This is a genomic window from Acinetobacter sp. 40AMC3-4 (assembly GCF_049898185.1).
GTDB lineage: Bacteria > Pseudomonadota > Gammaproteobacteria > Pseudomonadales > Moraxellaceae > Acinetobacter.
Genome location: NZ_JAFCXG010000005.1, coordinates 99,610 through 126,150 on the forward strand (window position 1 = coordinate 99,610; position 26,541 = coordinate 126,150).

The window sequence follows — 26,541 nt, forward strand, 5'->3', positions numbered from 1 at the left end:
CTAATCAGATATCGGTCTTTTGCCCGTGGCTTGTGTATTGCCATAAATTACAGAGTAATAACACGGGCAAGGTGCGAGTCTATGATACAAAGTAGCTGATTGTTAAAAAAGAGATTCGCTTATGTCACGCCAAACTGAGGTTATCCGTCGCAGATTTACAGCTAAAATTCGGTGGGGATTAATGGCAATGGCCTTGATGGCTACCACCCAAATGGCTATTGCGGGGCCAACCGTCGAGCAGCTGAGTAACTGTCTGGTGAAATCCACCACGGCAGCAGATAAAACAACGGTGCTGCAATGGACCTTTGTTGCCTTATCTGCACATCCGGAATTGAAGAAATTCAGTAATGTGAATGAAGCACAAAGAATCCAGCTGGATAAAAATTTAGCCCAAGTATTGCAGCGTATATTGGTAGAGCAATGTTCTGCACAGACCAAAGCGGTAATTGCTGCGGAAGGCGTACAAGCGGTGGGTGACAGTTTTCAGGAACTTGGACGGATTACCGGTGAGGAAATTTTAGAAAATCCTGAAGTGAAAAGTCAGCTTAAAGGTGTGCTGCGTTATGTGGATTTAAATAAACTGGTGGTCACTTTCTTGACACCGGATGTGTGGAATAAGTTGGGTGAGTTAAGAGGGAAATAACTGATTGAATGCATGCGTGCCAGGGTTCAATTATGGTATTTATTATGAATAACATAAATGAAAAGATAGGGGTTGTTATGTTCAAACGCACTGCTTTATTGGGTTTAAGTATGTTTATACTTCCTCCTGCGCTGTACGCAGGGGACAATGATTTGAGTCGGCAATACTCAAATTGTATGGATCGCTCAGGTGGCGTTACTGTAAATATGCTGGATTGTATTGCGGCCGAAACAGATCGCCAAGATACACGGTTAAATAATGCCTATAAACAGACGATGGCATCGCTGAATGCAAACCGTAAAAAACAGCTTCAAGAGGTTCAGCGTCTCTGGATTCGCTATCGTGATGCCAATTGCGATTTTTATGCCGACCCGAATGGAGGGACGATTGCAACTGTAAATAGCAATAGTTGTTACATGGAAGCGACTGCCGCACGTGCGACTGAATTAGAAAATTTAAGAGAAGAGTATTAATTTAAAAAAATCCTCTCCCTAGCCTTCATCCTTTCTTGCGCTTCATTTTAAAGCAGTGCTTTAAAACTTGCTCAGGAGAGGGAACCACGCGTATCAATTGATGACGTGGCAAGTCCTCCTTTGAAAAAGGGGGATTTGGGGGGATTAATGATTACAATAAATCAGGATAAAATTTCTCAAATTCTTTATTCACAGCTTCACCACGCAGCAAATAGCCTTTGGGTTGAATATAACTATAAATTTCGCGTGCAGGTTGTTCATGCCAACCAATATTAAATGCACAAAGTTTTGGGAAAAATTGTAGGTGGTTTTAATTCAAATTATTATGAATCCAAAAGACGAGTTTTTGCCAATTGGCTTGATCTTTTTCATACAGTGCTAAAAATGATGGAATGACAATACACGCCGTTGCCCCATAACCTTTTGCATCGGGATAGTCCCAAATGTGGCTGGCAAAGTTTTTCTCGTTACTTGCGCAGTTATGTCCTTTTTCGTTGCCGAGTTGGTTGACGCTTGGCGAGCAATAGGCTGAACGAATCGCGATACGTCCAAACTTGTCTTGGAGTGGTTCGAGTAGTTGTTGACAGAGTTCCGTACCTGTACGAATAGCAATGTCAGGATGATCGGGGAAGTTGGGTACACCGTACCAGTTGGCGATTTCGCTATAGAGGAAGTCACGCATAAATAAAGACTTTGAAAGCTGAATACGTCCTAAGTCTTCAAGTTTGGCAATTGAGGATACTTTTTTGATGGATATGTTGTTTTGGTTAGGTGTATTTCATTCTTAAGTTAAAGTTATTTTTGAAAAAAAGATCTTTGATTAAACTAGATTTTTTACATTACAAGCGGATTTTTAAATCGTATAATATAAAATTACTCTAATAATTAGATGTTTATGCTCTTAGATTTAAATGAGGGGAAATTTGTAATTGGAACTTTTTTCAAATAAATATCTTTATTATTTTACATGTTTAGTTGCTGATCTAATTTACTTAATCTGGTTCGTATGGTGTATGTTTTTTCCTAAAAAGCTCTTGCAAAAAATTGCTATTTTTATTGTAGTCTACATTTTTTTAACTTTAGCATTAACTATTCTCTATTTTTATTTAGGTAGTTTGTATCCTGAAGATCTTGGGTTAAATAGTAAGGATGTAGCTAAATGGTCGAGATATGATCTTATTTCTATATTTTTAGGTGTTGGGGCATTTATGGCACCTATTGCGGTTTTACTGGGATTTGATTTATGGAAAAGACAGTTATTTGAAACCTCTAAAATAAAAATGTTAGGTGAATTAAAGAACATCGTATCCAAACAAAGAGAAATTACAGCGAAATATAGGTTAAGTGATAATGCTGAAAATCTTCGAAATCGAGAAGATGCTGTTTTTAAAGCGAATGAGAAAAAATGGTCTGATGAATTTGAAAACTATCGTTGGGAAATTATGAAAATTTTAGAAACTGATGGTTTTTATATAGGGGTTGACAGTAATGAAATTAAAAAATTATATGAGTTGAATAACTCAACATTGGACATAATCACAAAACTTGAATCAGCAGCAATGCAACTCAGGTTTTGTTGGATTGGTAATGCTACTATTGATAAGCAAGAAGATGAAAAGGATCAGGATGATAATACAGTAATTTTGAAAAGAATCTTCTTAATAAGTCCTACTAACATCTGTGTAAAAATAAATTTAGATCGAAATCCCAATTTAAAAGAAGTTTTTTCAGACTATGAAAAAGAAGTCATTTATAAAAGACTAAATGATTTTTATGATTATTTAAATATTCTATTAAAAGAAGCATATCTTTAAGAAAAAACCCGCTCTAAAGCGGGTTTTTTTATTCCAAAATCAATCAGCCTTAACCAATCAATTTCTTCATCAATTCATTCACTTGAGCAGGGTTAGCCTTACCACGTGATGCTTTCATCACTTGACCAACTAGACCGTTGAAAGCTTTCTCTTTACCAGATTTATACTCTTCAACCATCTTCTCGTTAGCAGCAAGCACTTCTTTAATGATTGCTTCAATCGCGCCTGTATCAGTTTCCTGTTTCAAGCCTTTTTCCGCAATGATTTCGTCCGCAGTTTTGCCTTCTTCCCACATAAAGCCGAACACTTGTTTCGCGATCTTACCGCTAATAGTGTTGTCGACAATACGCGCAATCATACCGCCCAATTTCTCACTCGACACAGGAGAGTCGGCAAGGTCTAGGCCAGCTTTGTTTAAAGCACCGGAGAATTCACCCATTACCCAGTTTGCAGCAATTTTACCTTGTGCAGCGCCGCCAGCAGCTTTTACCACATCTTCGTAAAACTCTGACATTTCACGAGTCAGGGTCAGTACGTGAGCATCATACTCAGTCACACCGAAGTCAGCCACGAAACGCGCACGACGAGCAGCAGGCAGCTCAGGCATTTGCGCTTTAATCGCTTCGATTTGCGCATCTGGAATCACCACAGGCAACAAGTCAGGATCCGGGAAGTAGCGGTAATCGTTCGCTTCTTCTTTAGAACGCATTGAACGCGTTTCCATTTTCACAGGGTCGAACAGACGCGTTTCCTGATCAATGGTGCCATCCCAGTCCAGAATTTCCATTTGACGTTCAATTTCAACATTGATCGCTTGTTCAATGAAACGGAATGAGTTCAGGTTTTTCAATTCACAACGTGTACCAAACGGTTGACCCGGACGACGTAACGACACGTTACAGTCACAACGGAACGAACCCTCCGCCATGTTACCGTCAGAAATACCTAACCAGCGCACTAAAGTGTGAATTGCCTTGATATAAGCAACCGCTTCTTCAACCGAACGCATATCCGGTTCAGAAACGATTTCAAGCAGCGGCGTACCGGCACGGTTCAAGTCAATGCCTGACATACCTTCGAACTGGTCATGAATCGATTTACCTGCATCTTCCTCAAGGTGCGCACGGGTTACGCCAATGCGTTTAACCGTGCCATCTTCAAGCTGGATGTCGATATGACCCAAGCCCACAATCGGGTTGTCCATCTGGCTGATCTGATAGCCTTTTGGAGAGTCCGGATAGAAGTAGTTTTTACGCGCAAATACAGACGCCTGATCGATGTAAGCATCGATACCCAGACCAAAGCGAATCGCAAGATCAACCACTTCTTTGTTTAATACCGGTAATACGCCCGGCATAGCCAAATCAACCAGGCTGGCTTGCGTGTTTGGATCATTACCGAAAACAGTCGATGAACCTGAAAAAATTTTGGTATTGGTGGCAAGCTGAGTGTGAATCTCGATACCAATAACGACTTCCCAACCATCAATCAGGTTGGATTTTGGTTTAGCCGATTTTTGAGCTTGAGCCATTATGCGTTCTCCTCAGCAATTGCAGCGCGTTTTGTATGCCAATCGGTGGCCTGTTGATACTGGTGTACCACAGACAACAATTGAGATTCTGACCAGTAATTACCAATCAGCTGTAAGCCAACTGGCAAGTTATTTTGGTCAAAACCGACAGGCGCGTTAATCGCAGGAAGACCTGCCAGATTTACCGCAAGCGTGTAAATATCGCCCAGGTACATTTCAACTGGCGTTAAATCTGCACCAATTTTATAGGCAGTCGTTGGCGCAGAAGGTGCTGCAATGACATCGACCGATTCAAATGCTTTAAGGAAATCTTGCTGGATCAGGCGACGTACTTTCTGTGCTTTTACATAGTAAGCATCGTAATAACCTGCAGATAGGGCATACGTACCAATCAGGATACGGCGTTGCACTTCTGCACCAAAACCTTCTGAACGTGAACGCTTGTACAGGTCCATCAGGTCCACAGGATTTTCTGCGCGATAGCCATAACGTACGCCATCAAAACGTGATAGGTTCGAAGAAGCTTCGGCAGGTGCGATCAGGTAATAAGTCGGAACATAGCTTTCAGTCATGTTGAGGTCGATCTCAACAAGCGTAGCGCCCATTTCTTCTAACTTTTTAAGTGATTCTTCGACACGTGCTTTAACATCTTCAGCTAGGCCAGCAACATTAAAATACTGTTTTGGAATACCAATGCGTAAACCTTTTACTGAGGTAGCGTTCAGGTTCGCGACATAGTTATCTACCACTTGATCCATTGAAGTTGAATCTTTGGCATCATGACCGGCCATGACATTCATCAGGTAAGCACAGTCTTCTGCAGAACGTGCCATTGGACCACCTTGGTCTAGTGATGATGCATAGGCAATCATACCGAAGCGCGATACACGACCGTAAGTCGGTTTAAGACCGGTCAGACCACAGAATGATGCAGGTTGACGGATTGAACCACCGGTGTCAGTACCAGTTGCAAATGGTGCCAAATCCGCTGCCACAGCTGCTGCAGAACCGCCTGAAGAACCACCAGGGACATGGCCCAGGTTCCAAGGGTTGGCAGTTGCGCCGTAATATGAGTTCTCAGAGGTCGAACCCATCGCGAATTCGTCCATGTTCACTTTACCCAAAGTGACCAGGCCCGCAGCTTTACCTTTCGCTACAACGGTTGCGTCGTAAGGAGAGATAAAATTGTCCAGCATTTTTGAACCGGCAGTGGTTTTAATGCCTTGGGTACAGAAAATGTCTTTGTGGGCAACTGGCACACCAGTCAGGGCAGAGGCATTGCCAGCTTTGATTGCAGCATCGGCAGCATCAGCTTCAGCCAACGCCTGTTCAGCAGTCACCGTCACATAAGCCTTAACCTGTGCATCAATTTTTGCAATGCGTTTTAAGTAATGTTCAGTCAATTCGCGAGATGAAAACTGGGCATTTGCCAGACCTTCACTAAGTTCACGAATGGATAAGCGATGTAAATCTGTCATGAGAAATAATTCTTTACGTTTAATTTAATAAAAAGAATGAACTGGGTAGTAATTACTCAATCACGCGCGGTACGAGGTACAAGCCATCCTGAACAGCTGGTGCAACTGCCTGGTATTGCTCACGATGATTGGTTTCGGTAACCACATCATCACGTAGCGGCTGAGGGTGGTCGAAAGGGCTTTTCAGGGGTTCAACACCATCGGTATTGATGCCTTTCAGGGTTTCCATCATGCCTAAAATTTTATTTAAACTTTGAGCATATTCAGCAGATTGCGTATCATTGAGAGATAACCGTGCAAGGTTGGCAATAGCTGAAACTGTTTCTGCACTTAAATCTGCAGAATGCTGTGCATCCGATGTAGACATAATATTACCTAATCAGTATTAAAAAAATTCAAATTATCATGCGTTATGATAAGCGATTGACTTGTCCAAATCATCACATTTAGTTAAAGTGGCCACCTTGCGTCCATATAAAGTTTAACTGAGAACGTCCCCGTGATTCTAAAACGACTAATAGGCTTGTTTTCGCCCGATCTTGCCATTGATTTAGGTACAGCAAATACACTTATTTATGCGCCAGGACGAGGCATTATATTAAATGAACCAACGGTTGTAGCCATCCGTCATAGTGGTTCACATAAAATTGTTGCGGCAGTCGGTCTTGAAGCGAAGCAAATGCTAGGTCGTACCCCAGCCAATATCTCAGCGATCCGTCCCATGAAAGACGGGGTGATTGCGGATTTTGAAGTCACTGAGACCATGCTGAATCAGTTTATTCGCAAAGTACATGAAAACCGTTTATTTACTCCAGCACCGCGTGTCGTGGTTTGTGTGCCATGTAAGTCGACTCTGGTTGAGCGCCGCGCCATTCGTGAAGCCGTGTTTAATGCGGGCGCACGTGATGTGCGTTTAATCGAAGAGCCAATGGCAGCAGCGATTGGTGCAGGGATGCCAGTTGAGCAGGCCTGTGGTTCGATGGTCGTCGATGTTGGTGGTGGTACGACTGAAATTGCAATCATTTCCCTACAAGGTTGTGTTTATGCCGATTCTTTACGTATCGGCGGTGATGTCTTTGATGAACAGATCATTAACTACGTGCGTAAAGCGCATGGCTGTGTGATCGGTGAAACTACGGCTGAAGTGATCAAAAAAGAAGTCGGTATGGCTTTGCCTGATGAAGGTGCTAAACCGCTGGAAATTGAAGTTCGTGGTCGTAACCTCGCAGAAGGTGTGCCTCGCGCGATTGTGGTCAATTCAGACGAAGTGACCCAAGCGATTTCTGATCCATTGCAAAACATCGTGTCTGCTGTGAAATCTGCTTTAGAACATACCCCTCCTGAGCTTTCTTCGGACATCGCTGAACGTGGTATCGTGTTAACTGGTGGTGGTGCATTACTGCGTAACCTGGACAAGCTGCTTGCCAAAGAAACTGGCCTGCCGGTGGTGGTGGCAGAAGATCCACTATCATGCGTGACACGTGGTGGCGGCAAGGTACTCGAATTTTTCGACAACCCAAATCATGACATGTTATTCGTAGGCTAAGAAAAGGATCCGGCGGGTGCAAGCACATCTGTTTTCTCGACAACCGCCATCTTTTCGCTCTTTTATCATTGCATTGGTAACATGCTTGGTGGTGCTTTTCTTTGATTGGCGCATGCCGCATGTTGTTCAACCTGCAAGGGATGTCCTGTACGCTGCTTATAATCCTATTTATGCGGTGGCCAGCTATCCGGTATTGTCGCGAGAGTGGTTGAATCAACAAACCAAGTCTGAAGCTCAATTGCGTCGGGAAAATACCGCGATGCAGGCCGAGCTGTTACAGGCACAGGTACGCTTACAAAAAATCTCTGAACTTTCTGCTGAAAATACCCGTTTGCGCGGTCTATTGGACACGCCGCTGATCATTGATGGGCGTATTGAAATTGCCGAAGTGATTGGTACCGATGCCGATCCATTACGGCATATTATCGTGATCAACCGGGGTTCAAATAACGAGCTGAAAGTCGGGCAAACGGTACTGGATGACAAGGGTATCATGGGACAGATTATCAATGTCTATCCGCATAGTAGCCGGGTCATGCTGTTGTCCGATAAAGAACATTCACTGTCAGTGCGCCTGGAACATACCGGTATGCGTGCCATTGTTTCGGGCACAGGTGATCTGGGACGTTTAAAAATGGAATATGTACCGACCAGTGCCAATATCAAGGTTGGTGAAAAAGTCTATAGTTCGGGCTTGGGACAACATTTCCCGGCAGGTTATCTGGTGGGGCAGGTGTCTAAAGTACAACGGCATAATTCCGGTGAATTTGCCCAGATTGATGTCACGCCTGCAGCCCAACTGGCTGGTGGACATCATGTGGTGGTGTTATTTTCCGATTCATTAGCGATGGAGCAACCGCATGTCAATCGCTAAGATGAAATCCAGAAAGCATCGTGATCCTTTAATGGCTATTGTCATTTCGGTGATTGTGGCTTCTATTTTAATGGTCTATCCACTTTCCTATAATCTCTCGGGCTGGCGTCCGCTGTTTATGCTGATGATCATGCTTTTCTGGGTGCTGTGCCAGCCGACCTGGTGTGGGATCTGGTTTGCCTTTGGTACCGGTATTTTTATTGATCTGCTGCTGGATGCACCTTTGGGTCTGAATGCGCTGAGCTTTATCATTATTGCCTTTTTAGCCCGCTTTCTAACCCGTGAGCGCCGTATTCTGACCTTTAATAATCTCTGGGTGATTATGGGGCTGGCGATTGTCGCGCATCTGCTAATGATCTTTTTTTCCCAGATTGTGGCTGGCGTGCAATTTTCTTATGCAAGGCACTGGATTCCGATGCTGACCAGTATTCTGGTTTGGCCTGCTATTTATTATGTGCTCAAAAAATGGCGCGTATAATTCTCGCTTCGAGCTCACCCCAGCGCCGCGAGTTGTTACAGCAACTCGGGCTGAGCTTCGATATTTACAGCCCAGAAATTGACGAATCAGTACAAGCAGGCGAGTCGGTCGCAGCCTATGTTGAACGTCTGGCAAGAGCCAAAGCGGATGCCGTGGCCGAGCGTTATCCGGATGCCATCATCATCGCTGCGGATACCAGTCTAGGGGTGGATCAGGAGATTTTGGGCAAGCCTGAATCCAAACAACATGCGATTGAAATGTGGACAAAAATCTCCGGTCGGTGGCATGATGTATATAGCGGTGTCTGTGTTCGTACAAAGCATGAAAAATACAGTATAGTGGTACGCACACAGGTCGAATTTCAAATCCTGAGCGCTGCAGATATGGAAAGTTACTGGGCGACAGGTGAGCCACTGGGTAAAGCAGGGGCTTATGCAATTCAAGGAATTGCAGCACGTTATATTCCAAAAATACAGGGCAGTTATTCCAATGTGGTTGGCTTGCCTTTATATGAGACAGTACAGTTATTACAGACGGTTAAGGCACTAAATTAACTGCTGAAAAGAATTCTTATAATGTTTTGAGTGTAGTTATGTCTGACGAGTTGTTGATTAACGTCACGCCGATGGAATGTCGGGTCGCGTTAATTGAAAACGGCACGGTCAATGAACTGTTTGTCGAGCGTACGGCCAAGCGTGGCCTGGTAGGGAATGTCTATAAAGGAAAAGTGGTGCGGGTCTTACCCGGCATGCAGGCTGCTTTCGTGGATATCGGACTTTCTCGTACTGCGTTTTTACATATCAATGATATGGTCTGGCCCCGCAATCAACCGACGCCGAATGTTTTTGAGCTGCTTCAACCGGGACAAGTCCTCACGGTTCAGGTGATGAAAGATATGCTCGGTACCAAAGGCGCACGCCTGTCTACCGATCTGTCGATTCCTTCGCGTTATTTGGTGCTGATGCCATATGGCAATCATATAGGTGTATCACAACGGATTGAATCTGAGGAAGAGCGCAATCGCTTGCGTTCCATCATTGAGCGGATTCAGGCAGAACATAAGCTGCCGGGTTCAGTGATTGTGCGTACTGCGGCAGAAGGGATTGAAGAAGAAGCCATCGCACAGGATATGGCTTATCTGGCCAAGCTTTGGGAATATATCCAGCGCAAGCAGAAGATTATTGCAGTACCGTCTTTGATCTTTGAAGAATTGCCTTTGCCGCAACGGGTGATTCGTGATCTGGCCAATGAAGAAACTGCTAAAATTTACGTGGATTCACGTGAAATTCATGCCAAGTTGCAGGAATTTGTCGAAGAATTTGTCCCGAACATGAAAGACCGTTTGCTGCATTATCCGGGCGAGCGGCCAATTTTCGACTTGTATAATGTCGAAGAAGATCTGCAAAAGGCATTGCAAACTCGTGTCGCATTGAAGTCTGGCGGTTATCTGATGATTGACCAGACTGAAGCCATGGCCACAATTGATGTCAATACCGGTTCTTATGTTGGTGGTCGTTCGCTGGAAGATACGGTTTTTAAAACCAATATGGAAGCGACCGATGTCATCGCACGTCAGTTACGGCTGCGTAATCTTGGCGGAATTATTATCATTGATTTCATTGATATGCAGGAAGCGCAGCATCGTGAAGAAGTAATGAAACAGTTTGAGCGCATGCTGGAACGTGACCATGCCAAGACCAAGATTACTCAGGTATCGGAACTGGGCCTGGTAGAAATGACCCGGAAACGCACCCGTGAGTCGCTGGAACATTTGCTCTGTGAATCTTGTCCGACCTGTCAGGGACGTGGTTATGTCAAAACAGCCGAGTCAGTATGTTACGAAATATTTAGGGAAATTCTGCGTTATGCCCGTGCTTATGAGTCACAGAGTGGCTTTACTGTCGTCGCGCATCCTGCTGTCATTGATCGATTATTGACGGCAGAAGCGCCTGCAGTCGCTGATCTAGAACATTTCATTAATCGTGTGATTAAGTTCCAAGTGGAAAATCTGTATACGCAAGAGCAATACGATATCATTCTCAGCTGAAATTGTAACAGAATATCGTTAAACACTTGTTACATCTGAAATTTTACAACCGGGCCTTTATTTACAATACTAGATGCATGAATTAGCCAAAGCCGTTTCTCCCAGTTTCAGGCTTAGCAAAAGGAGTGTGTGATGAGTATGAGTAAAGCAGTAATCCATAAAGGCCTAAAACACGTATTAGAACCAAAGACTGTACATGCGGGATATATCGTTGATGAGCGCGGTAATGAAGTTCAGATTACCGCGAGCATGATCCGTAACGTCTGCCATCAATTATTACAACAGTGCCGTACTATTAAAAGCTGATTATATTTGTGCATTGTTTTTAACTTGTCAAAAAATGATTTGGATAGACGTTTAAATAGAGAAGTCATCCAAAATTTCTAAAATAATTTAAAAAGATTCCAAAAAATAAAGAAAAGGGACCAGATCGGTCCCTTTATTCTGTGCTCAAAGACTGGCAAAAATGATCAGCATCTTTGGCAGTCCATCTATCTTATTTATTCATCCGCGGCTAGCTTACCGCTCGTAACTTTGGGACAGGTTCGCCATCTACAATAAGTTCAAAACGTTGAATTTCTTCTTCCAGATGTGTCAGCAAGTTCTGCATTTTCGGCAGGGCATTACGACATGCGGTCAAGCCGACTTCCAGTTTGTCTAGATAGCTGGTCATGGTGATATTCAAGGCCTGACCATCCAGTACGATAGAAGCCGGATAAAGTGCTTCAAGACGGGCACCATTCCAGTAAAGGGGCTCTTGTGGTCCAGGTACATTGGAAATAATCACGTTAAACGCCTGACGTGTCGGCATTAAACCGGAGGCAATATTCAGACCTGCTGCACCATAGACAAAGGCACTATAGTTCAAAATCTGGTTGGCATTCATGCGTTTGAAGCGCTCTTTGGCACTCAGCACACTGCGGCGTACGATCTTGAGACGTTCTAGCGGATCTTCTTTATGCGTGCCCAGATTGGCCAGAATCATGGTAATACGGTTGGATATATCTGAATCGTCACTGCGAACAGAAGCTGGAACCATAGCAATTAACGGTTTTTTCGGTAAGGCATTTTGCGATAATAAATATTCACGTAATGCACCTGAACAAATGGCCAAGACAATATCATTAATGGTCACGCCCAATGCCTTAGAAATATGACGTAAACGTGAAAATTCGAAAGACTGGGCTGCAAAGCGACGTGAAGCACTGACGCGTTGATTCAGAATACTGCTTGGCGCCTGAAAGCTGGATACATAATCCGGATTGCGTCCCATATCTTTCATGACGGTTTGCGACAGTTCATAAGCAACTCGTGGCGCACATTCCAGTTGCCCCTTAATGGTCTGCAGGACATTTTTAAACCTGTTCACTTTAGGTGCTTTAAGGCGTTTGGCACGTGGCCCTTCCACACACCATGGCGGTACAATACTCTTGGCATTTGGATCATGTGAAAGCGACTTTTCTACCAGACGCATGCCAGCGATTCCATCCACCATAGCATGGTGAATTTTGAAATACATGGCAAAACGATTACCTTCAATGCCCTCAATGATATGACAGGTCCATAAAGGTTTGGCACGATCAATCAGGGCACTATGTTCTTGTGAAATATAGGTCAGCAATTCACGGATACGGCCCGGTTTTGGCAGGGCAATATGACGAAAATGATGATCTAAATCAAATTCCTGGTCTTCATCCCAAAACAGGCCGTTTAAATAATTGTTAAAAGGTGGGATTGGAGAGCATTTCGAATTTTGGATATCCGTGACTAGATCCTGAATAAAGGAAGCTGACGCATTGTCGGGAATTTGGAATAAAAATAGTCCACCTACATGCATAGGCTGCTGCCGTTTCTCTAAAGTTAAGAAAATAAAATCAATTGGATGTAATGGACGCATAGCGTGGATTGCCTCACTGCATTCTCTATGGCTTTTTTGCTAAAAGGCCTTGTTAGAATTATTACTTTAGTTTTTAAAGTATATCTTTTTTAGCATATAAATGAACTGCTTTATCTTGCCTCAACTGTGAAAAAGTGGCTATTGACAAGAACAAAATATCTTCCTAAGTTTATGAAATGTGAAAATTTTAGTTTTAAAATAGATTTCTAAAAATAGTATTTTCTAGGCGAAGTGGAGTGTAACTTAATAATTATGTGTTATTAGAAGAATAGCATTGTGTTCAATTTCACATTTTATGCAAATAAATCAATGAGCTAAAATTTTATCAATTCTTTAATTAAAATAATATTATCCCGATAAAAGGTAATTTCTATCTTGTCACTAAATGTAAAATTATCAATTAAAAAGACTATCTTTATCAAAAATAGTCTTTTAATCAATAGGAACGATAAAACTTAACTTTATTTTTTTAGATTGCCAGCATGTAAGCCACATTCTTTATGGGTAGCTTCTTCCCACCACCAGCGACCTTCGCGTTCATGCTGATTTGGCAGCACAGGGCGAGTGCAGGGCTCACAGCCGATAGAAACAAAACCTTTCTCATGTAGGGCATTATAAGGGACTTCCATCATACGGATATAACTCCAGACATCCGCACTGGACCAGTTGGCAAGAGGATTGTACTTGATCAACTGTTTTCCCGGACCGGAAAAACCTGGATCGGCCTGAACCACTGGAATTTCATTGCGTGTACCCGGACTTTGGTCTTTGCGCTGACCGGTAATCCAGCCGTCCAGCGTGGCCAGTTTTTTACGTAGCGGTTGAACCTTGCGTATACCGCAACATTCCTGATGGCCATCTTCAAAGAAACTGAATAAACCTTTAGCGGTCACTAAATTTTGTACCGCATCCGTTTCAGGGAAGCAGATTTCAATCTCGATATTATAATGCTTACGCACCCGTTCAATAAACTGATAGGTTTCTGCATGTAGACGGCCAGTATCCAGACTGAATACCCGGAAAGGTTTACCGAGATGCGACGCCATATCAATCAATACAACATCTTCAGCACCAGAAAATGAAATCGCAATTTCACCCTGCTGGCTAAGTGTAAGTGCCAAAATTTCATTGGGCGATTTATCTGCATATTCAGATGCAAGCGCATCAATACGATCAATAGTAGGAATGATGGTCATGAGAGTCCTGGCGATATAGGCTTGGAAAGGACATGGCCTATATTAATTAATTTCACATCTATTTTAATAGAATTGATTTAATTGACTTATCACTAAAAAATAAATACTTATGAAAAAAATAGATTTAAAAAAGTACAGTACAAAATCTGTTGCTTCAGCTATGATAGTGCAAAATTTTTTCAATACAACTCAGGAGGAATGTTCATGGAAGTCGTATGTCTAGATTTAGAAGGTGTGTTGGTTCCAGAAATCTGGATTAACTTTGCTAAAAAAACCGGTATTAAAGAGCTTGAAGCGACGACTCGTGACATTCCTGACTATGATGTACTGATGACCCAACGTCTGAATATTTTAAAACAGCACGGTTTAGGCTTGAACGATATTCAGGAAGTGATTGCAGAAATGGGTCCATTCCCAGGAGCAAAAGAATTTGTGAAATGGGTGAGTACGCATTTTCAATTAATTATTCTTTCAGATACTTTCTATGAATTTGCACATCCATTGATGAAGCAACTGGATTGGCCGACGATTTTCTGTCATAAACTGGAAACAGATGAAGCAGGAATGATCTCTGCTTATAAACTTCGTCAGCCGGATCAAAAACGTCAAGCCGTAAAAGCATTACATGGCTTGAACTTCCGTGTGATTGCAGCAGGAGATTCTTATAATGATACCACGATGCTAGGTGAAGCAGATCATGGTTTCCTATTTGATGCGCCTGAAAATGTGATTGCTGAATTCCCGCAATTCCCGCCAATTCGTGGTTATGATGCGTTAAAAGAAGCAATTCGTAATGCTTCAGTGCGTGATATCCCAGCTTAAAGAATTTAAGTAAATAAAAAAGGCGCTATAAGCGCCTTTTTTATTGAATCTATCAAAAAATCAGAAGCGGTAACCGATTTTCATGCCATATGCGATTGCAGTGTTATCGGTGAACTCTCCTACAACATTAGGGCCTGCTTTAGCCTCAGCGTCACCTAACCACATATAGCGAACACCTGCTTGAATAAAGTAATTTTCGGCTGGGCTATATTGTCCACCTAAACCTACACCCCAGTAACCTTCGGTTGGTCCTAGTGTTGTTACAGGATTACCTGCACCTGAGTCATAACTTACTAAAGCAGAGCCAGACCATTTGTCGCTAAATTTACGGCCAACACCAACATTTGCAGACCATTGATCATCTGAGTAGTCAATCAAATTACTACCTGAGCGTAATTTTAATAAATTAGGTGTTACTGCAAATTGGCTCCAATTTACCCAGCGTACGTTAGCAAAGGCTAAAGTATTTGCTGCAATACCTGTTTGAAGATCTAAATTTACAGATTGAGGTGTTGTAGCTGTAACATCTGGTGAAAGAGGCGATGCAATAGTTCCAAATCCAAAGCTCTCTGTTGAATTTGCCTCATGATCGATTTCTGAACGATAAGTAATAGCTGCTTTTAAAGCAATTTCAGGGATTTGATAAGCGAAACCAGCAAGCCAGCCCCAAGCTTCTTCTTCATCAAGTTTAATATCATAGCCCGAATTTCCATAAGCTGCACCTCGTAATGCAATTTTAGCTTCTACAGTTTGCCAAACAGGTCCAGCATAAAAATTCCAGTTTTCAGTTGGTTGATAACCGATTAAAGCTGTAAGGTTATTAGTTTTTACTTCTACTTGAGTGCTTTCTCGTTGAGTACTAAGAGGATTTACTTGTGAAAAACTTACATTATTTGTTGGATAAATTGAATCGGCACCATAAGGTTGATCATAAATCAGACCTAAAGATATTTTATCAGTTGCTTGAACTTTAATAGCAGCAGATGGAAAGTAGTAGTCTTCTGCCATGTCGCTGATAGATTCATTACCTAGTTGAGGAATAGATTTTCCAGATACGCTAGGATCAATCACAGTAATACCTGCTTCAGCATAATTACCCGGCTGTAAAAAAGCAGAAATAGATTGACCAGAACGGTCTAGGCCAGCTGCTTGAACTGCAGAAAGAGGTAAAGTGCTAAGTAAAATAGCAGAATAAATTTTATTGAGCTTCATGGTACGTTCCCTGATGCCATCTGTAACAAAAATGTGCAGGAAAAGTAACATAATTTTAAAAAGAGTAAATACTCAGCTCTGTTGAAGAAATGAACTAAGGCGGTTAAGGAAAGAGCTTGCTTAGAGTTTTTATACTAACTTTATTAACTCAAGTGTATGAAAAATAGGAAATTTGATTTATTGAAAATAGTGTAAAAGAAATAAAACTTTATTAATTTTAATTGATGGCAAAATAATCGAATGATATGCAAGTGAATAAAAATAGAGTAAAAAAGTTAAAAAAACCACCCGAAGGTGGTTTTTTTATTAAGGATATCTTAGAAACGGTAACCCATTTTTAAGCCATATGCCCATGCTTTATTGTCTTCAAATTCAGCGACGTATTCAGAACTACCAGCTTGCGCGCCTGTTTGTGCTTTTGCATCACCTAACATGAAGTATTTAACACCACCCGCGATGAAAGTAGCTGGTGTTGGACTGTACTGAAGACCTAAGCCTACATTCCAATAACCTTCAGTTGGACCAAGTGTAGATACAGGGTTACCTGCACCAGAGTCCCAACCTACAGATACGTTACCAGCCCATAGATCATTAAATTTACGACCCACACCTACAGTTGCTGAAATTTGGTCATCTTCATATTCAACAAGATTGAAGCCATCTGGGCGATCCACAATAGGGCCAACTGCTTCTGATATTAGACCAAATTTATAAGGTTGAATTGAGAATTTAGACCATTCAACCCAGCGAACATTCGCAAAAGCTACAGTATTCGCCATAATACCTGTTTGGAAATCAAGGTTTACAGACTGTGGAGTAGTAATTTTTGTCTCACCACTTGCTGCTGCAATAGCTGCTGCTGCTGCTGCCCCATTTGGGAGCAAAGCTAAAGCTGGTAAGGTTGGAATACTTTCATTCATATTAACATCATGGTCAATTTCAGAACGATAAGTAATAGATGCTTTTAATGCAATTTCAGGAATTTGGTAAGCAAGACCGGCTAACCAACCTACAGAACTATCTTCTGGAATAGACGTATCGTAACCATTGTATAAGCTGTAAGCCTGACCACGTAATGAAACATTACCTTTGATCGTTTGGTAAACTGCGCCACCGTAAATATTCCAATTCTCAGTTGGTTGGAAACCTGCAATAAATGATAAATTTTGAGTATCTACTTCTACGCTTGTACTACCAGTTCCTAATAAGCCGTTGACATCAGCTAAACCAGCATCTACGCGTGCAGTTACCCCTGCAAGTACACCAGCATCAATTTGTGCTCTTACTGCATCAACAGTATTATACGCATTTAAAGTCCCAGTATACTGTGCTTGACCAATTGGAGTGGTTAAGTCAACACCCTGCGCTTGTAAAGCCGCTCCAACTCTTTGCTCTGGAGTCAACGCATTAAAGTTGGTATTAATTGTATTTTGACGAATTCCTGCTAACGCGTCAGGAGCTAAAATTGTATTCGTAGAATCGGAAACAAATACGTTATTACCTGTATAGGTAGCATCTGCTCCAAACGGTTGGTCATATAAAATACCAACTGAAAATTTGCTGGTTGGCTGAAATTTTAAAGCAGCACTTGGAAAATAATAATCACCCGCCATATCACTAATATTACGGCGAGTATCACTTGTTCCAGCTTCTTTACCAGATACATCTGGGTCTAGGACAGAAATACCTGCTTCAAAGTAATTACCTGGTTGTAGGAAGGCTGCAATAGATTGGCCTGAACGATCTAAAGCTGCTGCAAAAGCACCCGTCATTGGTACAGTTGCAAGAATCATTGCAGTAGTTAATGTTTTTAATTTCATTTACGTCTTTCCTTGAGGTACAAATTTATATCTAGCGTTGTTGTTTGCACTTATTAAATTCTTGGAGATTTCGGGTATTTATCCGCAATCATTTGTTACTCCATGTGACAAAAATAGCACAATTAAAATAAGAGTAAATGCTCTAGAAAAAACTAATTAGTCTAAAAAAGCATCAAAATAGAGTTTTTACACCAAAAAATAGCCTCATTTTGAAATAAGTATTTGAAAGTAATAGAAATAAAATAATGAGGAAAAAATGATTTTTTGTATAAAAAATATTCTAAAAATATGAAGATTAACGCTAATTTTTTGAAGTATAGATCACATTTTGAAAGGATGGTGCGCCCTGCGGGACTCGAACCCACGTCGGTCGCTTAGGAGGCAACTGCTCTATCCAGTTAAGCTAAGGGCGCGAAAAGAAGGCTATTGTACTGTAAAAAATACAAAAAAAAGTTATTGCCGAAGCAATAACTTTTAAGGACTCATAGCTACAGGAGTTGTCTAGGTATTTTTAGGCTTAAGTAACTTAAACAGACCGAACATGACCACGATCCAAAGCGGGATCATCAAAATAGATTCCTGGAATCCTTGCGTCCACATGATGTAAAGAATCGTAAGAATGAAACCTAGAACCAGAATATTACCCGCCGGAGACCAAAGCGCAGGAAAGGAAGTCTTCTGTCCTAGCTTTTTCATGCTTTGAATGAACTTGAGATGGGTCAGGGTAATCATGGCCCAGTTCAATACCAATGCACCGACTACGATGTAAATCAGATGACTTAAGGCATCTTCAGGCACGAAGTAATTAAGTAGTACACAGCCAAAAATCAGTACAGCAGAGAATAATACGGCAGGAATCGGCGTACCTTGCTTATTCACTTTCATGAAGACTTTAGGTGCATTTCCTTGTTGAGCCAGACCATAGAGCATACGGCTGTTGGCGTACATGCCACTGTTATACACAGACAGTGCTGCTGTCAGGATAATAAAGTTCAGTAAGTGTGCTGCCCAGCTAATTCCCAATTGACTGAAAATCATCACAAAAGGACTTTTGTCCAGACCACCAAGCTCAAGCTGATTCCAAGGCACGAGTGACAACAGAATTGTCAAGGCACCAACATAGAAAATCAGAATACGGAACACCACCTGATTAATGGCTTTCGGAATGGTTTTTTCCGGATTTTCAGCTTCTGCAGCCGCCATACCAATGAGTTCGATACCACCGAAGGCAAACATTAAGAATGCCAGCATGTAGAACAGACCTTCAAAACCATTCGGGAAGAAACCACCCGCGGTCCAAAGATTGCTAAAAGATGCGCCTGAAGAAGGATCAGCAGTCAGGATCAGATACAGGCCAAAGACAATCATCGAGATGACCGCAGTCACTTTAATGATGGAAAGCCAGAATTCTGATTCACCGTAGAATTTCACATTGCCGAGGTTGACCAGTGTAATCACGATAAAGAAAAACAATACCGATGCCCAGGCTGGAATATGAGGCCACCAGTAGTTAATATATTTCGCAACCGCAGTAAGTTCGGTCATGGCCACCAGGATATACAAAATCCAGTAGTTCCAACCCGCAAGGAAACCAGGGAATTTGCCCCAGTATTTATAAGCAAAATGGCTGAATGAACCTGCGACAGGTTCATGAACAATCATCTCACCCAATTGACGCATGATTAAAAATGCAATCAGGCCCCCAATGGCATAGCCTAAAATAATAGAAGGACCCGCAGATTGGATCACCTGTGCGGAACCTAAGAATAAGCCTGTGCCAATTGCACCGCCCATGGCGATCAACTGAATATGACGGTTCTTTAAGCCACGCTGAAGTTGTGAAGACTCGTTATTCAAAGTGTTCAGCCCGACAATGGAAAATGATAAGTGGCTGATTGTAATTGATCAGACTAAAGAAGCCTAGTCCATCCTAAGAATGAAATATTGTTGAAGGAATGATAAAAAATATTCATATAAATAACTGAAATAAAATATAAATGAATCAATATATTAATTTTATTTAAAGTGTAACTGACGAGTTCTCTTTTTTCTTGGATAAAACACAAATGCCGTTTTTTTATACTAAGGTCTGGCAGTCAAGCAGTTCTGCTTTCAACATACTATACTTTGAATATAAATATTGAATAACCCGTACGAAAACAAAGACAAGTCAAAGGATGAAATAATTCATGAGTTTTGCCGCCCAAATCAAGATTCCTGCCACCTATATGCGTGGAGGCACCAGTAAAGGTGTTTTCTTTAAGCTGGATGACCTGCCTATAGCAGCACAACAGCCGGGCCGGATTCGTGATCAGCTTTTGCTGCGCGTGATTGGTAGTCCAGACCCTTATGGGAAGCAGATTGATGGTATGGGTGGTGCCAGTTCCAGTACTAGTAAAACGGTCATTCTGTCAAAAAGCCTGCACGCTGATCATGATGTCGATTATTTATTTGGTCAGGTGTCAATTGATCGTCCTTTTGTGGACTGGAGTGGCAACTGTGGCAATCTGACCGCGGCAGTAGGTGCATTTGCCATTTCCAATGGTCTGGTTGATGCCGAACGTATTCCTGAAAATGGGTTGTGCACAGTACGCATCTGGCAGGCCAATATTCAGAAAACCATTATTGCACATGTGCCGATGCAAGATGGTCAAGTGCAGGAGCTGGGTGATTTTGAACTGGATGGCGTAACCTTTCCTGCGGCGGAAGTGCAGATCGAGTTTCTGGATCCAGCTGATGATGATGCTGAAGGTGGTTCGATGTTTCCGACAGGTAATCTGGTCGATACTTTGGAAGTGCCAAATATTGGCAACTTTGAAGTGACCATGATTAATGCCGGCATTCCAACCGTCTTTTTGAATGCTGGAGATCTCGGCTATAAGGGCACAGAGCTTCAGGATCATATCAATAATGACGTGGCAGCCCTGACAAAATTTGAAACGATTCGTGCCTATGCTGCGAAGCAGATGGGACTGATTCAGGATATTGCCGAAGCCGTAACCCGACAACACACTCCAAAAATTGCCTTTGTTGCACCACCGAGTAGCTATACCTCTTCAAGTGGCAAGACCGTCACTGAATCGGATACCGATATTCTGGTTCGGGCCTTGTCTATGGGTAAACTCCATCATGCCATGATGGGCACGGCTGCGGTGGCTATTGGTACAGCAGCTGCCATTTCCGGAACATTGGTGAACCGGGTCGCAGGTGGGGTAGAGCGTGAAGCGGTGCGTTTCGGTCATCCTTCCGGGACTTTGAGAGTGGGTGCACAAGCAAGTTTTGAAAATGGTGAGTGGAAAGTGAAAAAGGCCATCATGAGCCGGAGTGCCCGCGTCTTGATGGAAGGCTGGGTGCGCGTACCAGAAGATGTTCTCGCTTAAATGCCGTGCATACATTTAGCCTGAATAAAACCACCGATTCTGCGGTGGTTTTTTATGGTTTAAAATCTCTGACGTGCTTATTTGATGTTGAATAGCAAATTTCAGTAGAACAATTCAATTTATGGCTGAAAATTCAAGGCATTTCTAGGTACAATGCCTGATCAGCGTACAGGCATTTATTCGCTTGTCATTTTATTCTTCTGGACTACGTATTCGAGGCGAATGTGTCATCTATCACTGACGTATCAACCCATGCACTCACTCAAGCACAACACCGCATTCAACAGGATTTATTGACCGCTCTGGAAGCCTTTGCTATTCCGGAACCTTTAAGGTCGGCAGTTCATCATGTTGTGATGCTGGGTGGCAAGCGGGTACGTCCAGCGCTATGCTATGCCACCGCTGCATTAAAGCCTAACCAGAATAGTGCCGCAGTGCGCCGTGCAGCGGTTGCGATCGAGTTTATTCACTGCTATTCACTGGCTCATGATGATCTGCCATGTATGGATAATGATTTGCTGCGCCGTGGCCAGCCGACCTGTCATGTGGCTTATGGGGAAGATACCGCACTTTTGGCAGGTGATATCCTGCAGTCTATGGCTTTTGAAATTTTGGGTAGCCGTCTGTTTGATCAGGGGCCAGCGGTAGAAGCTTCCATTGTACTGAAGCAGATGCAGATTCTGGCAACCGCTTCTTCGAAAATGGTGAATGGCCAAGTTTTAGATTTGCAGTCTGAAGGCAAAAAAATCGATCAGCAAGCACTGGAAAATATTCATCGCAATAAAACCGGTGCTTTGATTAGCGCTGCGATCATGATGGCGGCGGTGACAATCTTTGAAGGCACCGATCTGGCCATTCCTAAATTACGTGAATTTGGACAGGCGATTGGTCTGGCCTTCCAGGTACAGGACGATATTCTGGATATTATTTCCGATACCGAAGTCTTGGGGAAAACAGCCGGCAAGGATGAACAGGTAGAGAAATCGACCTATCCGGCATTGATGGGGCTAGAGCAGGCCAAAGCCTATGCCGAGCAATTACATGATCAGGCGATCAATGCCTTGAACCATTTTGAAGGGGCGGAAGAGTTGAGGCAAATTACCCAGTTCCTGCTCACGCGCAAAAGCTGATTGGAACATTTTTTCTTCTCAGTTATAAGAGCATTCCATAAAAAAGAGGACTTGAAGTCCTCTTTTTTAGTTGCTACACAATTATTTGCTTTCGTTGTACAGGCGTTCAGCTTCTTCAAAGCGGTCGGTAATTTCTGCTGTTGGTGCTTTACCCATCAGGCTCACCACCACAATCGCCAGCATTGAACAGATAAAACCAGGAACGATTTCATACAGGCCAGTGTCAGCAAACAGGTTCTTCCAGAAAATAACTACGACTGCACCCACGATCATACCGGCCAAAGCACCATTCAAGGTCATGCGTTTCCAGAACAATGACAGGATAATCAGCGGACCAAAGGCGGCACCAAAACCTGCCCAGGCATAGGCCACTAGACCCAGAACTTTAGATTCAGGATTACCCGCCATCCAGATCGCCAGCAAGGCAATCAGTAGCACCATCAAACGGCCAACCCAGACCAGTTCTTTTTGTGAGGCATTTTTACGCAGGAAAGATTTATAGAAGTCTTCCGTTAGAGTACTTGAGCAGACCAATAGCTGACAGCTTAAAGTACTCATTACTGCGGCAAGAATGGCAGCAAGCACCACACCGGCAATCCATGGATTAAACAGGATTTTGGTCAGTTCCATAAATACCGTTTCAGGATTGGCATTCACTGCAGCGGCCAGTTCCGGATGCTGCTGGAAATAGGCGATCCCAAAGAAGCCGGCTGCGACTGCACCGCCCAGACATAGAATCATCCAGGTCATGCCAATACGGCGTGCATTTGGAATCGACTTGACCGAATCGGCTGCCATGAAGCGCACCAAAATATGCGGCTGGCCAAAGTAACCCAGACCCCAGGCGAGCAGAGAAATAATCGCAACAAAGCTCAGATCACCCAGAATATTCATTGCTTGAGGACGAGCAGCTTCCAGTGCCAAAGTTACCTGAGACATATCTGAAAATGCCATCAACGTCACGATTGGTGTCAGCAACAGGGCAAAGATCATCAGACCCGCCTGAATCGTATCGGTCCAGCTGACTGCCAGGAAGCCTCCAATAAATACATAGCTGATGGTGGCAATGGCACTGATCCAGAGTGCGGTACTGTAAGACATGTCGAACATGCTTTCAAACAGGCGTGCACCTGCGACCATGCCGGAAGCACAGTAAATCGCAAAGAAAATCAGAATCACGAAAGCCGAAACAATACGCAGGATTTTCTTCTGGTCGTTAAAACGATTCGAGAAATAATCCGGCAGGGTCAGGGCATTGTGCTGGACTTCGGTATGTACGCGTAAACGGCCAGCGACCAGTAGCCAGTTGAGCCAGGCACCAATAATCAGACCGATGGCAATCCACATTTCAGACAGACCGGAAAGATAAATCGCACCGGGCAGGCCCATCAGGAGCCAGCCACTCATGTCGGAAGCCCCTGCAGAAAGTGCAGTTACGAAACTCCCTAAACGTCGGCCCCCTAAGATGTAATCGGAAAAGTTGCTTGTCGCGCGATAAGCCATCAGGCCAATCACCACCATTGCGACAATATAGAAAAGAAAAGTAATTAAGGTTGGATTTAGGGAGCTCATACGGTATCCATTTTTAAGTTGGACAGTAGATCGAAACAAGGAATAAGATAGCTGCGAAAAGCTTTAATCCGAAAGCCAGGCAATATCAAATCCAGTAGATTTCAAAAATAAACGCGAAATTTAACCATAAATTCACATTTTTTGCTGAGATTTTCTTGTGCCAATAAAAATAGGCAACCCTCGGGCTGCCTATATATAAAGTCAAAAGATAAATTAGTTAGGGCGACCCATGACACCACGAATGGTATTCAGCACATCAGCAGGCAGTACCACGGTCTTGGCATTTGGCGACTTGGCCATATCCTGCATGGCTTTAATATACTGTTCACCCAGTAAATAGGCGACTGGAATTTCATTATCACCAATGGCAGACGTCACCATGTCAATTGCACGTTGTGAAGACTCCGCCAATACCACTTGTGCTTCGGCATCACGGCGTGACGCTTCGAGACGGCCATCCGCTTCCAGAATCGCGGCCTGTTTTTCACCGTCAGCTTTAGTCACAGTCGCACGACGCTGACGTTCAGCAGCGGCCTGTTCTTCCATCGCTGTTTGCATGGTGATAGATGGCTTAATATCCTGAATTTCAACAGTTTTTAAGGTAATACCCCAGTCCGAGATATCATCTGAAATACTGGATTTTAAGCGTGCCTTGATATGGTCACGTGAAGATAGCGCATCATCCAGATCCATTTCACCGACAATCGAACGCAATGAGGTTTGTACCAGGTTCTGAATCGCCCAGGAATAGTTTTCAATCCCGTACACGGCTTTTTCTGGTGTGGTCAGATTAATATAAGCCACGGCATTCATCAGCAGGACCGCGTTATCACGGGTAATCACTTCCTGTGAAGGAATATCCAGAACGATATCTTTGGTTGTGACTTTATAAGCGACTTCATCGACATAAGGAATGACAAAATTCAGACCCGGATTTAGCGTGGTGTGGTATTTCCCCAGACGCTGTACAATCCATTTGTAGCCTTGCGGCACAATCCGCACACCTTTAAATATGGTAATCGCAACAAAGGCCAGAAACGCGATAACAATGATAGAACCACCAGACATAGCTTATTCACCTTATTGATTTTGATAATTCGTGCTGTGAGGTTGTACGACCAGGTCATTACCCAGAATATCCACGACGCGAACGCGGTCTCCGACCTGAACTGGGTCCAGAGTTCGGCATTCCCATTCATCCGAACCTAAAACTGGCATCGGAAAGCGCACCCGGATTTGCCCATGATCCAGATTAGTCTGAATCACCATGCCCACCTGACCAATGGTCGCTTCACGCGATAGACCGGCTTTGGTCTTGTCAATGGAAAGTGGCTTGATAAACTTAAACCAGAGCAGCGTACACAGAACAGAAAGTACGATCCAGGTCAGGAGCTGGGTCGTTAGTCCCATCATCGGGAACATCCAGTACAGGACGCCAACCATGATGGCACCGATCCCGAACCACAGGGCAGCAAATGCGGGCAGCAGTAATTCAGACAGAATCAGAAGAATGCCTAATACAAACCAGTGCCAAGGTTCAAGAACTAATTCCATATCGTGACCTATATCGCTAAGTATTTAATTAATCATCATCTTTATATGATTGATCTTCAATGTAGCAGATGCGGCCGCAGATGAATATAAAAAATTCATGCATCAAAATTTTGCCGGACGTGGCGGTTTAAATGCCGCTGGCGACTGCTTAAAGTTGCTAATGGCTTTTTCAATAGTACGGATTTTCAGCTGAGCAGCCTTTTCACCTTCCAGAATGGTGGCATTGCTGGCTTTCAGGTCTAAAGTGCCGATATGGCCGACTTTAGGCTGGATCACCACAGTGGCCTGACTCAGCTCTTCATTAATACTTTGCTGTCCCATAATATTTAGGGTCTGATCCAGTACGCCCCACATATTCAAGGCTTTATTACCATCCGGACGGGCAGAAATATCCACAGCAATCACAATGTCTGCTCCCATATCTTTGGCCGTCTTGACCGGAATCGGACTGACCAGTCCGCCGTCAACATATTTGGTACCGCTAATCACGGCCGGTACAAATACATTCGGAATACTACAGGAGGCTCGGACCGCCTGTCCGGCATTGCCTTTAATAAAATCTGCTTTGCGGCCATTGTCCAGACGAGTGGCGACTGCCGCAAAACGAATCGGGAACTGCTCAATCGGTTTGTTCGCTACATTCTTGTTGACGAAATCCTGCAATTTTTGTCCGGCAATAATCCCTTGCCGGTTCAAGGTTAAATCGCGGATATCAGATTCTTTAAAATTCAGGGCAATCTGCTGTAACTGATAAGGCGATTTGCCACTGGCATACAGGCTACCGACAAAACTACCGGCACTGGTACCGGTGACGATTTTCGGTTTGATGCCGTGTGATTCGAGCACTTTAATGACGCCAATATGGGCAAAACCTTTGGCACCGCCGCCACCGAGGGCAATGGCGACGACAGGTTCACGGGCTTTTAATGGCGTGGCAGGCGTAGGTGTTTTAGTGGCTTTGTCACAGGCTGCAAGACTGAAACCAAGGCAGCCAATTAAGGCATAACGAGCTAATTTCATTATAAAAACTGGTGATTAAATCAACAAAATTCAGGCTATCACATCAAAAAAAGG

At 43.2% G+C, this 26,541-nt stretch carries 25 protein-coding genes and 1 tRNA gene; 12 read left to right on the forward strand and 14 right to left on the reverse strand.

The annotated features are described in order from the left end of the window. The first annotated feature begins 121 nt into the window (after window positions 1–121). Both ACP7BU_RS07990 and ACP7BU_RS07995 read left to right on the forward strand, forming a co-directional pair. Window positions 122–643 carry a hypothetical protein gene (locus ACP7BU_RS07990; RefSeq protein WP_425879645.1) on the forward strand — a complete coding sequence of 174 codons (522 nt, stop codon included), beginning with the start codon at window positions 122–124 and terminating at the stop codon, window positions 641–643. Between the two features lie 77 nt (window positions 644–720). Beyond that, window positions 721–1,116, forward strand: coding sequence for a lysozyme inhibitor LprI family protein (locus ACP7BU_RS07995; protein ID WP_004279354.1), 396 nt, complete (start codon window positions 721–723; stop codon window positions 1,114–1,116). Window positions 1,117–1,426: 310 nt separating this feature from the next. Here the strand turns inward: ACP7BU_RS07995 and ACP7BU_RS08000 are convergent, their stop codons facing one another. Further along, window positions 1,427–1,798, reverse strand: a complete 372-nt coding sequence (locus ACP7BU_RS08000; RefSeq protein ID WP_253112694.1) for a hypothetical protein — start codon at window positions 1,796–1,798, stop codon at window positions 1,427–1,429. Window positions 1,799–2,129: 331 nt separating this feature from the next. Between ACP7BU_RS08000 and ACP7BU_RS08005 the strand changes: the two genes are divergently transcribed. After that, window positions 2,130–2,930 carry a hypothetical protein gene (locus ACP7BU_RS08005; protein ID WP_219309939.1) on the forward strand — a complete coding sequence of 267 codons (801 nt, stop codon included), beginning with the start codon at window positions 2,130–2,132 and terminating at the stop codon, window positions 2,928–2,930. Between the two features lie 49 nt (window positions 2,931–2,979). On the opposite strand, the gene gatB is transcribed toward ACP7BU_RS08005, so the two are convergent. Genes gatB through gatC form a run of 3 tightly spaced genes read right to left on the reverse strand, consistent with a single transcriptional unit; the run spans window position 2,980 to window position 6,306 of the window. After that, window positions 2,980–4,461, reverse strand: a complete 1,482-nt coding sequence (gene gatB, locus ACP7BU_RS08010) for an Asp-tRNA(Asn)/Glu-tRNA(Gln) amidotransferase subunit GatB (protein ID WP_253146871.1) — start codon at window positions 4,459–4,461, stop codon at window positions 2,980–2,982. Next, a complete protein-coding gene (gene gatA / locus ACP7BU_RS08015) occupies window positions 4,461–5,939 on the reverse strand; it encodes an Asp-tRNA(Asn)/Glu-tRNA(Gln) amidotransferase subunit GatA (RefSeq protein ID WP_085064471.1) in 1,479 nt (492 codons plus the stop codon). The genes gatB and gatA overlap by 1 nt, the downstream gene beginning before the upstream one ends. Window positions 5,940–5,991: 52 nt before the next feature. Continuing rightward, window positions 5,992–6,306 (reverse strand): Asp-tRNA(Asn)/Glu-tRNA(Gln) amidotransferase subunit GatC, encoded by a 315-nt coding sequence (gene gatC / locus ACP7BU_RS08020; RefSeq protein ID WP_064095715.1) that lies wholly within the window; start codon window positions 6,304–6,306, stop codon window positions 5,992–5,994. Window positions 6,307–6,438: 132 nt separating this feature from the next. Here gatC and ACP7BU_RS08025 point away from each other — a divergent pair, with 132 nt between their 5' ends. From ACP7BU_RS08025 to ACP7BU_RS08050, 6 genes are all read left to right on the forward strand, one after another. Next, a complete protein-coding gene (locus ACP7BU_RS08025) occupies window positions 6,439–7,485 on the forward strand; it encodes a rod shape-determining protein (protein ID WP_004279360.1) in 1,047 nt (348 codons plus the stop codon). A 16-nt stretch (window positions 7,486–7,501) separates the two neighbouring features. After that, the gene (gene mreC / locus ACP7BU_RS08030; RefSeq protein ID WP_004279362.1) at window positions 7,502–8,359 is read left to right on the forward strand and encodes a rod shape-determining protein MreC; all 858 of its coding nucleotides are present in this window, start codon (window positions 7,502–7,504) and stop codon (window positions 8,357–8,359) included. Beyond that, a complete protein-coding gene (gene mreD, locus ACP7BU_RS08035; RefSeq protein WP_004279364.1) occupies window positions 8,346–8,837 on the forward strand; it encodes a rod shape-determining protein MreD in 492 nt (163 codons plus the stop codon). Before mreC ends, mreD begins: the two co-directional genes overlap by 14 nt. Then, a complete protein-coding gene (locus tag ACP7BU_RS08040; protein WP_425879650.1) occupies window positions 8,825–9,391 on the forward strand; it encodes a Maf-like protein in 567 nt (188 codons plus the stop codon). Before mreD ends, ACP7BU_RS08040 begins: the two co-directional genes overlap by 13 nt. A 38-nt stretch (window positions 9,392–9,429) precedes the next feature. Further along, window positions 9,430–10,884, forward strand: coding sequence for a ribonuclease G (gene rng / locus ACP7BU_RS08045; RefSeq protein ID WP_004646221.1), 1,455 nt, complete (start codon window positions 9,430–9,432; stop codon window positions 10,882–10,884). Between the two features lie 132 nt (window positions 10,885–11,016). Then, the gene (locus ACP7BU_RS08050) at window positions 11,017–11,190 is read left to right on the forward strand and encodes a PA1571 family protein (protein ID WP_004646222.1); all 174 of its coding nucleotides are present in this window, start codon (window positions 11,017–11,019) and stop codon (window positions 11,188–11,190) included. A gap of 208 nt (window positions 11,191–11,398) precedes the next feature. Here ACP7BU_RS08050 and ACP7BU_RS08055 read toward each other — a convergent pair whose 3' ends face one another. Continuing rightward, window positions 11,399–12,781 (reverse strand): WS/DGAT/MGAT family O-acyltransferase, encoded by a 1,383-nt coding sequence (locus ACP7BU_RS08055; protein ID WP_005104698.1) that lies wholly within the window; start codon window positions 12,779–12,781, stop codon window positions 11,399–11,401. A gap of 461 nt (window positions 12,782–13,242) precedes the next feature. After that, complete coding sequence (locus ACP7BU_RS08060; protein WP_425879652.1) at window positions 13,243–13,977, reverse strand: phosphoadenylyl-sulfate reductase; 735 nt, start codon at window positions 13,975–13,977, stop codon at window positions 13,243–13,245. A gap of 204 nt (window positions 13,978–14,181) precedes the next feature. Here ACP7BU_RS08060 and thrH point away from each other — a divergent pair, with 204 nt between their 5' ends. After that, window positions 14,182–14,799, forward strand: coding sequence for a bifunctional phosphoserine phosphatase/homoserine phosphotransferase ThrH (gene thrH / locus ACP7BU_RS08065; RefSeq protein WP_004646225.1), 618 nt, complete (start codon window positions 14,182–14,184; stop codon window positions 14,797–14,799). A gap of 60 nt (window positions 14,800–14,859) precedes the next feature. Here the strand turns inward: thrH and ACP7BU_RS08070 are convergent, their stop codons facing one another. The 4 genes from ACP7BU_RS08070 to ACP7BU_RS08085 form a co-directional block, all read right to left on the reverse strand. Beyond that, a complete protein-coding gene (locus tag ACP7BU_RS08070) occupies window positions 14,860–16,011 on the reverse strand; it encodes an OmpP1/FadL family transporter (RefSeq protein ID WP_005247011.1) in 1,152 nt (383 codons plus the stop codon). 317 nt (window positions 16,012–16,328) lie between these two features. Continuing rightward, window positions 16,329–17,831 (reverse strand): outer membrane protein transport protein, encoded by a 1,503-nt coding sequence (locus ACP7BU_RS08075; protein ID WP_184413590.1) that lies wholly within the window; start codon window positions 17,829–17,831, stop codon window positions 16,329–16,331. Window positions 17,832–18,168: 337 nt separating this feature from the next. Next, a tRNA-Arg gene (locus ACP7BU_RS08080) sits at window positions 18,169–18,244 on the reverse strand. Window positions 18,245–18,332: 88 nt separating this feature from the next. Further along, a complete protein-coding gene (locus tag ACP7BU_RS08085; RefSeq protein WP_425879655.1) occupies window positions 18,333–19,688 on the reverse strand; it encodes an amino acid permease in 1,356 nt (451 codons plus the stop codon). Between the two features lie 332 nt (window positions 19,689–20,020). On the opposite strand from ACP7BU_RS08085, the gene prpF reads away from it, so the two are divergent. Together prpF and ACP7BU_RS08095 are read left to right on the forward strand one after the other, a co-directional pair. Further along, window positions 20,021–21,211, forward strand: coding sequence for a 2-methylaconitate cis-trans isomerase PrpF (gene prpF, locus ACP7BU_RS08090; RefSeq protein ID WP_425879657.1), 1,191 nt, complete (start codon window positions 20,021–20,023; stop codon window positions 21,209–21,211). 224 nt (window positions 21,212–21,435) lie between these two features. Further along, the gene (locus ACP7BU_RS08095) at window positions 21,436–22,341 is read left to right on the forward strand and encodes a polyprenyl synthetase family protein (protein ID WP_425879659.1); all 906 of its coding nucleotides are present in this window, start codon (window positions 21,436–21,438) and stop codon (window positions 22,339–22,341) included. A gap of 81 nt (window positions 22,342–22,422) precedes the next feature. Here ACP7BU_RS08095 and putP read toward each other — a convergent pair whose 3' ends face one another. The 4 genes from putP to ACP7BU_RS08115 form a co-directional block, all read right to left on the reverse strand. Beyond that, entirely contained in the window at window positions 22,423–23,913 is a 1,491-nt protein-coding gene (putP, locus tag ACP7BU_RS08100) for a sodium/proline symporter PutP (RefSeq protein ID WP_044111220.1), read from the reverse strand. Between the two features lie 213 nt (window positions 23,914–24,126). Continuing rightward, window positions 24,127–24,981, reverse strand: coding sequence for an SPFH domain-containing protein (locus ACP7BU_RS08105; RefSeq protein ID WP_004279377.1), 855 nt, complete (start codon window positions 24,979–24,981; stop codon window positions 24,127–24,129). Between the two features lie 12 nt (window positions 24,982–24,993). Further along, on the reverse strand, window positions 24,994–25,467 hold the full coding sequence (locus tag ACP7BU_RS08110) for an NfeD family protein (RefSeq protein ID WP_005104688.1): 474 nt from the start codon (window positions 25,465–25,467) through the stop codon (window positions 24,994–24,996). 102 nt (window positions 25,468–25,569) lie between these two features. After that, window positions 25,570–26,487, reverse strand: a complete 918-nt coding sequence (locus tag ACP7BU_RS08115; protein ID WP_425879662.1) for a patatin-like phospholipase family protein — start codon at window positions 26,485–26,487, stop codon at window positions 25,570–25,572. Window positions 26,488–26,541 lie beyond the last annotated feature (54 nt).

What these genes read in the sequence shown, in the direction of transcription:
- ACP7BU_RS07990 (WP_425879645.1), top strand. Translation starts at nt 122, where the DNA reads ATGTCACGCCAAACTGAGGTTATCCGTCGCAGATTTACAGCTAAAATT.
- ACP7BU_RS07995 (WP_004279354.1), top strand. Translation starts at nt 721, where the DNA reads ATGTTCAAACGCACTGCTTTATTGGGTTTAAGTATGTTTATACTTCCT.
- ACP7BU_RS08000 (WP_253112694.1), bottom strand. Translation starts at nt 1,798, where the DNA reads ATGCGTGACTTCCTCTATAGCGAAATCGCCAACTGGTACGGTGTACCC.
- ACP7BU_RS08005 (WP_219309939.1), top strand. Translation starts at nt 2,130, where the DNA reads ATGTTTTTTCCTAAAAAGCTCTTGCAAAAAATTGCTATTTTTATTGTA.
- gatB (WP_253146871.1), bottom strand. Translation starts at nt 4,461, where the DNA reads ATGGCTCAAGCTCAAAAATCGGCTAAACCAAAATCCAACCTGATTGAT.
- gatA (WP_085064471.1), bottom strand. Translation starts at nt 5,939, where the DNA reads ATGACAGATTTACATCGCTTATCCATTCGTGAACTTAGTGAAGGTCTG.
- gatC (WP_064095715.1), bottom strand. Translation starts at nt 6,306, where the DNA reads ATGTCTACATCGGATGCACAGCATTCTGCAGATTTAAGTGCAGAAACA.
- mreD (WP_004279364.1), top strand. Translation starts at nt 8,346, where the DNA reads ATGTCAATCGCTAAGATGAAATCCAGAAAGCATCGTGATCCTTTAATG.
- ACP7BU_RS08040 (WP_425879650.1), top strand. Translation starts at nt 8,825, where the DNA reads ATGGCGCGTATAATTCTCGCTTCGAGCTCACCCCAGCGCCGCGAGTTG.
- rng (WP_004646221.1), top strand. Translation starts at nt 9,430, where the DNA reads ATGTCTGACGAGTTGTTGATTAACGTCACGCCGATGGAATGTCGGGTC.
- ACP7BU_RS08050 (WP_004646222.1), top strand. Translation starts at nt 11,017, where the DNA reads ATGAGTATGAGTAAAGCAGTAATCCATAAAGGCCTAAAACACGTATTA.
- ACP7BU_RS08055 (WP_005104698.1), bottom strand. Translation starts at nt 12,781, where the DNA reads ATGCGTCCATTACATCCAATTGATTTTATTTTCTTAACTTTAGAGAAA.
- ACP7BU_RS08060 (WP_425879652.1), bottom strand. Translation starts at nt 13,977, where the DNA reads ATGACCATCATTCCTACTATTGATCGTATTGATGCGCTTGCATCTGAA.
- thrH (WP_004646225.1), top strand. Translation starts at nt 14,182, where the DNA reads ATGGAAGTCGTATGTCTAGATTTAGAAGGTGTGTTGGTTCCAGAAATC.
- ACP7BU_RS08070 (WP_005247011.1), bottom strand. Translation starts at nt 16,011, where the DNA reads ATGAAGCTCAATAAAATTTATTCTGCTATTTTACTTAGCACTTTACCT.
- ACP7BU_RS08075 (WP_184413590.1), bottom strand. Translation starts at nt 17,831, where the DNA reads ATGAAATTAAAAACATTAACTACTGCAATGATTCTTGCAACTGTACCA.
- prpF (WP_425879657.1), top strand. Translation starts at nt 20,021, where the DNA reads ATGAGTTTTGCCGCCCAAATCAAGATTCCTGCCACCTATATGCGTGGA.
- putP (WP_044111220.1), bottom strand. Translation starts at nt 23,913, where the DNA reads ATGAGCTCCCTAAATCCAACCTTAATTACTTTTCTTTTCTATATTGTC.
- ACP7BU_RS08105 (WP_004279377.1), bottom strand. Translation starts at nt 24,981, where the DNA reads ATGTCTGGTGGTTCTATCATTGTTATCGCGTTTCTGGCCTTTGTTGCG.
- ACP7BU_RS08110 (WP_005104688.1), bottom strand. Translation starts at nt 25,467, where the DNA reads ATGGAATTAGTTCTTGAACCTTGGCACTGGTTTGTATTAGGCATTCTT.
- ACP7BU_RS08115 (WP_425879662.1), bottom strand. Translation starts at nt 26,487, where the DNA reads ATGAAATTAGCTCGTTATGCCTTAATTGGCTGCCTTGGTTTCAGTCTT.